This is a genomic window from Zoogloea sp. (assembly GCF_044344315.1).
Lineage (GTDB): Bacteria > Pseudomonadota > Gammaproteobacteria > Burkholderiales > Rhodocyclaceae > Zoogloea.
Window position 1 is genome coordinate 1 of record NZ_JBIJDC010000164.1, and the last position, 6506, is coordinate 6506.

Genomic DNA, 6506 nt, shown 5'->3' on the forward strand with positions numbered 1-6506 from the left:
GAAGTCGCCCCTACAGGGCATTCCTGCACCCGGCGCATCCCGGCGTTTCAAGGATCAGTCCGGTGACTGGCCGGTGGTGGCTCTTTCTCCGGGGATCGAGCCGATATGTAGGGGCGACTTCAGTCGCCCGCGGACTTCGATTGACGGCGTGCCGGTGATCGGCGTGGGGTGGGCGACTGAAGTCGCTCCTACAGGGGGGTGTGTCGCCCGCGGACTTCGATTAACGGCGTGCCGGTGATCGGCGTGGGGTGGGCGACTGAAGTCGCCCCTACAGGGCATTCCTGCGCGCCGGGTGCATCTCGGCGGTTCAAGCATTTGGCCGGTGGTGGCACTTTCTCCGGGGATCGAGCCGATATGTAGGGGCGACTTCAGTCGCCCGCGGACTTTGTCAAAGGCATGCCTGTGATCGAAGCGTGGTGGGCGACTGAAGTCGCCCCTACAGGGGGGTGTCGCCCGCGGACTTCGATTAACGGCGTGCCGGTGATCGGCGGGGGGTGGGCGACTGAAGTCGCCCCTACAGGGCCTTCCTGCGCCCGGCGCATCTCGGCGGTTCAAGGATCAGGACGGTGATCGACGCGTGGCAGGCCAATCAGCGGCACAGCGCACGCAGCACATGGGCAAGTTTCTTGACGGCGACATCCAGTTCATGGGGGGCGTGAGCGGCGAATCCCATGAGGAAGCCGGCCTTGTGATGACTCGACATATGTAGCCCCGTCAGTCCCAGCAGATCGATTCCGGCCCGGCGTGCGGATTCGACGGCCTCGGGTTCGGGAACATCCCGGATGAACACGCAGGGCATCTGCATGCCCCCGGCCGGAACCCGCGCTTCCACGAAATCGGCCAGATGCTGGCGCACCAGCCGCGCCAGCACGTCGCGCCGTTCCGCATAGACGGCGCGCATGGTGCGCACGTGGGCGCCGAAGTGGCCGCCTTCGATGAAGCGCGCCAGCGTGAGCTGCGGAATCGGCGCGCTGTGCCCATCCAGCAGCGTGCGGGCCACGGTCATCGGGGCCACCAGCGGCGGCGGCAGCACCATGTAGCCGATGCGCAAACCCGGGAAAAGCGACTTGGTGAAGGTACCGATGTAGATCGTGCGTTCATGAGGATCGAGCCCCTGCACGCAGGCCGTGGGTTTGCCCGCGTAGTGAAACTCGCTGTCGTAGTCGTCTTCGATGATCCAGCCCTGGCACTGCCTGGCCCATTCAATGATGGCCAGGCGCCGGTCCAGCGCCAGCTTCGCCCCGGTGGGGAACTGGTGCGATGGTGTCAGGAACACCGCCCTGGCCGGTTCGCCGAGCACCGTGCTTGCCTCCAGCAAACGATCCACCCGCAGGCCGTCCTCATCCAGCGGCACGGGCACGCATTCCAGGCCAGCGGCCTCGAACGCCTTGCGCGCACCGTGGTACACGGGGTCTTCGATGAAGATCCGGTCACCCGCGTCGAGCAGGACCGTGGCGCACAGGGTCAAGGCTTGCTGGGAACTGGTCAGCACCAGCACACGGTCGGGGGTCGCCCGCGCGCCACGTTCGAGATTGACGTAATCGGCAATAGCGCGCCGCAGCGGCTCCATGCCCTGGGGCGGGCTGTGCAGAAGCGCCAGGCTGCCGTATTCCTTCAACACCTGCCGCTCCAATCGCTCCCAGGTTTGAAGCGGAAAGCTACGCGTCTCGGGCACACCGGGCGCAAACGGCCGTGGTGCCAGAAAGTCGCGCACGCCGCCGCTGTTGAACATGGCGCGACCGCGCTGGCTGAGGCGCAGTGCAGCCTTGCCATCCCCGCTCGCTCCCCGTGGCTGGGCGCGCCCCGGCAGGCGCTGGGCCCGCTCCGAAACGAAGGTGCCGCTGCCTACACGCCGTTCGATGAAGCCTTCGGCGTGCAACTGGCTGTAGGCCGACTCGACCGTATCGCGGGAAACCCCAAGCGACTTCGCCAGGGCACGTGACGCGGGCAATGGTCTGCCCACGTCCAGCGCACCGTCGAGTATCAATTGGCGAATGGCCCGCTGCACCCGCGCATGCAGAGGCAAGGCGCCATGTGCCGGGTCGCCGATCCAGGCTTTGACGGATTCAAGTTGAGCGTGCTTGAACAATTGGCCGGCATCTCCATGAAAAAGCGGCAGGGAACATCCGTCCATTCTAAGACTATAAATACACCTCGCAACCCATTCATCCCCAGTCTCAGGAGTCACCTTCAGGCCATGTCATCCGCCCGTTCACACTCATCCGTTCGCTGGAGCGATCTCACCCACCCCGTCGTGGCCGGCCTGATCTCGGTCATCGTCAACTACGGCGGCACATTCATCCTGGTCTTCCAGGCTGCCAGGATTGCGGGCCTGAGTCCGGAGCTGACGGCTTCCTGGGTGTGGTCGATTTCCATTGGCGTGGGCGTAACGGGGATCATCCTGAGCTGGATGTCCCGCGAGCCGATCATCACCGCCTGGTCCACCCCGGCGGCGGCGTTTCTGGTCACCGCGCTGGCGACCACGCCATATGCCGAAGCCGTCGGGGCCTACCTGATCTCGGCAGCCGCATTCGTGGTGCTGGGGCTGTCGGGTTGGTTCGAGCGCGTCATCCGTCTGATCCCGCTGGGCGTGGCCGCCGGGCTGCTGGCCGGCATCCTGCTGCAGTTCGGCATCAAGGCCTTTGGCGGCATCAACATCGACCCACTGCTGGCCGGCGTGCTGATCGTCGCCTACGTGGTGTTCAAGCGCTTCTCCGCACGCTATGCGGTGGTGGGCATTCTGGTGCTGGGGCTGGCCTTTCTGCTGGTTCAGGATCGCGTCGATCTGTCGGGGCTGCAATTGCAGCTGGCCACACCAGTCTTCACCATGCCCGCCTTTTCGCTCAACGCCTTGTTGAGTGTGGCGCTGCCGCTGTTCCTGATCACCCTGACCGGCCAATACATGCCCGGCATGCTGGTACTGCGCAATGACGGCTTCAAGACCAGCGCCAACCCCATCGTGACGGTGACGGGCCTCGGCTCGCTACTGATGGCACCGTTCGGCTCGCATGCGTTCAACATCGCCGCCATCACCGCCGCCATCGCCACGGGCCGGGAGGCCCACGAAGACCCGTCCAAGCGCTGGATCGCAGGCATCGCCGCCGGTGTGTGCTACGTCCTTGTGGGGGTGTTCGGCGTGACATTGGCGGCGGTCTTCATGGCCTTGCCAGCCACCTTCATCACCACGCTGGCGGGCCTGGCATTGCTGGGCACCATCGGCGGCAGCCTGGCCACCGCACTGGCCGACGCCAGGACGCGTGAAGCCGCTTTGATCACCTTCCTGGCGGCAGCCGCCAACATCAACCTGCTGGGCATCGGCGGCGCCTTCTGGGGACTGGTGATCGGGCTGCTCGCCCATGTGGCCCTCAATGGCAGCTTGCCGCAAAAGGCAAGCACACCCGCCATGGCGCCCACGCCGGTCAACAGCGGGGTGAACTGATGCCCGCGCCATTCGACACCCAGACCGGCCACGAGCAGCACGGCCGCTATCCCGAGGCCAGGACGGTCGAGGACTTCCAGCGCAACCTGGCGGCAGTCCGGGCCCGCATCAGGGCCGCGTGCCGCCGGGTGGAACGCGATCCGGCAACGGTGCGCCTGTTGCCGGTGAGCAAGACCAAGCCCGAAGCCAGCCTGTGCCTGGCGCACGCGGCAGGCTGCCGGATGCTGGGCGAAAACAAGCCGCAGGAAGCGCACCGCAAATGGGAGGCCATGCAGGATCTGACAGATCTGCAGTGGTCGGTGATCGGCCATCTGCAAACCAACAAGGCCAGGCTGGTGGCGCGCTTTGCCGCCGAATTCCAGGCACTGGACAGCCTGCGCGTGGCAGAGGTGCTGGATCGTCGTCTGCAAGCCGAAGGGCGTTCGCTGGAGGTATTTGTGCAGGTCAATACGTCCGGCGAAGCCAGCAAGTACGGGCTGTCGCCCGAGGGCGTGCCGGCCTTCATCCAGGCGCTGCCAGCGTTTTCGGCGCTGCGCGTGCGCGGCTTGATGACCCTGGCGCTGTTATCCAGCGACACCGCAAGGGTGCGCCAGTGCTTCGTGCGGCTGCGCAGCCTGCGCGACCGGTTGCGCCAAAGCGCCCCCGCGGGCATCGCGCTGGACGAACTGTCGATGGGCATGTCCGGCGATTTCGAGATCGCCATCGAGGAAGGTGCCACCGTGGTGCGCGTCGGCCAGGCCATTTTTGGCGCCCGCCCTTTGCCAGACAGCCACTACTGGCCCGGCGAACCCAACACAGAGGAGTCGCAACCATGAACACCGCCATCCGCCATCCGCCATCTCGACCTTGAAGCCCCCACCAGGACAGGACAACACCGGCACGTAAGTGCGTCAGCAAGTTCAAGAACAGGATTTTCCCCATGCAAGTAACACGCTCTCATCTGATGCGGGCCACGGTGACCCGGGACACCGTCATCCGGCTGCTGCCGCCACTGATCTGCGACGAATCTCAGATCGACGACATGGTGGTGCGCATTGCTCGCCTGTTGTCAGCACGCTGATCCGGCAAATGCGCCATCCCCCCCCTCCCCTCCCGAGACACAGGAAAAATCCCATGTATGACTCATCCCTGACGCTCACCGACTTCGATCCTGAGCTGGACGAAGCCGTCCGACAGGAAGCGCACCGCCAGGAGGATCACGCCGAGCTGATCGCCTCCGAGAACTACGCCAGCCCGCTGGTAATGGCCGTCCAGAACTCGGTGTTCACCAACAAATACGCCGAGGGCTATCCCGGCAAACGCTACTACAGCGGCTGCGAGCATGTGGACGTGGCCGAGCGCCTGGCTATCCAACGGGTCAAGACACTATTCGATTGCGACTACGCCAACGTCCAGCCCCATGCAGGCGCCCAGGCCAACGCGGCCGTGTTCCTGGCACTGGCGAAACCCGGCGACACCGTGATGGGCATGAACCTGGCCCAGGGCGGCCATCTGACACACGGCAACCCGTCCAATTTCTCCGGCCGTCATTACAAGATCGTGCCCTATGGTCTTGATCCCGAAACCGGCCTGATCGACTACGACGAGATGGAGCGCCTCGCGCTGGCGACCCGGCCCAAGATGCTGATCGGCGGCTTCTCCGCCTATTCGCGCCACAAGGACTGGGCGCGCATGCGCGCCATCGCCGACAAGGTGGGCGCCATCTTCTGGGTGGACATGGCGCATGTAGCCGGCCTGGTGGCGGCAGGCGAATACCCCGATCCCCTGCCCCATGCCCACGTGGTGACCAGCACGACCCACAAAACCCTGCGCGGCCCTCGCGGCGGCATCATCCTCTCCAAGGGGCAGGATCATGAGTTCTACAAGAAGCTCCATTCCGCCGTGTTCCCAGGCATCCAGGGCGGCCCGCTGATGCACGTGATCGCCGCCAAGGCCATCGCCTTCAAGGAAGCACTGCAGCCTGAGTTCAAGATCTACCAGCAAGAGGTCGTGGCCAACGCACGCGCCATGGCGGCCACACTTCAGCAGCGCGGCTACCAGATCGTTTCCGGCGGGACCGACAATCACCTCATGCTGATCGACCTGTCCACCCGGCCCTACACCGGCAAGGACGCCGACGCCGCGCTGAGTGACGCCTACATCACCGCGAACAAGAACTCGGTACCCAACGACCCGCGTTCACCCTTCGTCACGTCAGGGCTGCGCATTGGCACACCCGCCGTAACCACACGCGGCTTTGGCGTGTCCGAATGCGAACAACTGGCCGGCTGGCTGTGCGACGTGCTGGATGCACTGGAGGCAGGTGGCAGTGCGCTGATGACGGTGCGTGATCGGGTGCGGGAACACGTGGTGGATCTGTGCCGCCGCCATCCCGTGTACGTCAAGTCAAGGGCATGCCGGTGATCGACGTGGGGTGGGATTGTAGGGGCGACTTCAGTCGCCCGCGGGCTTCGATTAACGGCTTGTCTGTGATCGACGGGTGGTGGGCGACTGAAGTCGCCCCTACAGGTCGCCCCTGCAGGCTCTGCACGGCCGATCTCTTATCCCACTGTTTTTGCTTCAAAGCCACACCGCATCCCAGTGGGGGTAGTCGCCAACCTTCTGCACCAGGCCGGCTCTGACGGGGTTGGCGATGATGTAGCGGGCGGCGGGCAGGATCTCGTCTTCACGGCGCAGGGCGCGGTCGTGGAAGGCGCGTTGCCACAAGGGACGACCGGTGCGGCGGGCACTGCGACCTTTGAAGGCGCGGAGCAGCGCCGACAATGACGCGCCGTGACCAAGCTGGATCAACCAATGCAGATGATCCGGCATCAGCACCCAGGCGAGTGAGGTCAGATCACCCTGAATGGCAAGGCAACGCATTTCCCGAACCACCATTCGTGCGCAGCCGAAATCCGCAAAAACCGGCAATCGCCCCGCCGTTGCCGTCGTCACAAGGTAAATCCCCCCCGCCTGAGAGAATCGCCCCACCCGCAGGGCATCACGGGTCATCGTGAAACCTCATTGAGATGCGCACCACGCGATTTGTAGGGGCGACTTCAGTCGCCCGCGGAGTTCGATTAACGGC

The 6506-nt window shown here is 64.9% G+C and carries 6 protein-coding genes; 4 read left to right on the forward strand and 2 right to left on the reverse strand.

The annotated features are described in order from the left end of the window. Nucleotides 1-589 precede the first annotated feature (589 nt). Nucleotides 590-2089: a PLP-dependent aminotransferase family protein gene (locus ACIQ09_RS21315; protein ID WP_398314289.1), complete on the reverse strand. Its 1500-nt coding sequence runs from the start codon at nucleotides 2087-2089 to the stop codon at nucleotides 590-592. A 108-nt stretch (nucleotides 2090-2197) separates the two neighbouring features. Here ACIQ09_RS21315 and ACIQ09_RS21320 point away from each other — a divergent pair, with 108 nt between their 5' ends. From ACIQ09_RS21320 to glyA, 4 genes are all read left to right on the forward strand, one after another. Continuing rightward, nucleotides 2198-3439 carry a benzoate/H(+) symporter BenE family transporter gene (locus ACIQ09_RS21320; protein ID WP_398314291.1) on the forward strand — a complete coding sequence of 414 codons (1242 nt, stop codon included), beginning with the start codon at nucleotides 2198-2200 and terminating at the stop codon, nucleotides 3437-3439. Further along, the gene (locus ACIQ09_RS21325) at nucleotides 3439-4254 is read left to right on the forward strand and encodes a YggS family pyridoxal phosphate-dependent enzyme (RefSeq protein ID WP_398314293.1); all 816 of its coding nucleotides are present in this window, start codon (nucleotides 3439-3441) and stop codon (nucleotides 4252-4254) included. Before ACIQ09_RS21320 ends, ACIQ09_RS21325 begins: the two co-directional genes overlap by 1 nt. 104 nt (nucleotides 4255-4358) lie before the next feature. Continuing rightward, complete coding sequence (locus ACIQ09_RS21330) at nucleotides 4359-4499, forward strand: hypothetical protein (protein ID WP_398314295.1); 141 nt, start codon at nucleotides 4359-4361, stop codon at nucleotides 4497-4499. A gap of 53 nt (nucleotides 4500-4552) precedes the next feature. Then, nucleotides 4553-5842 (forward strand): serine hydroxymethyltransferase, encoded by a 1290-nt coding sequence (glyA, locus tag ACIQ09_RS21335; protein ID WP_398314296.1) that lies wholly within the window; start codon nucleotides 4553-4555, stop codon nucleotides 5840-5842. 156 nt (nucleotides 5843-5998) lie between these two features. On the opposite strand, the gene ACIQ09_RS21340 is transcribed toward glyA, so the two are convergent. After that, nucleotides 5999-6430 (reverse strand): REP-associated tyrosine transposase, encoded by a 432-nt coding sequence (locus ACIQ09_RS21340; protein WP_398314298.1) that lies wholly within the window; start codon nucleotides 6428-6430, stop codon nucleotides 5999-6001. Nucleotides 6431-6506 lie beyond the last annotated feature (76 nt).

Bases quoted from the DNA above. Each gene is read 5' to 3' on its own strand.
- ACIQ09_RS21320 (WP_398314291.1), top strand. From the start codon at position 2,198: ATGTCATCCGCCCGTTCACACTCATCCGTTCGCTGGAGCGATCTCACC.
- ACIQ09_RS21325 (WP_398314293.1), top strand. From the start codon at position 3,439: ATGCCCGCGCCATTCGACACCCAGACCGGCCACGAGCAGCACGGCCGC.
- ACIQ09_RS21330 (WP_398314295.1), top strand. From the start codon at position 4,359: ATGCAAGTAACACGCTCTCATCTGATGCGGGCCACGGTGACCCGGGAC.
- glyA (WP_398314296.1), top strand. From the start codon at position 4,553: ATGTATGACTCATCCCTGACGCTCACCGACTTCGATCCTGAGCTGGAC.
- ACIQ09_RS21340 (WP_398314298.1), bottom strand. From the start codon at position 6,430: ATGACCCGTGATGCCCTGCGGGTGGGGCGATTCTCTCAGGCGGGGGGG.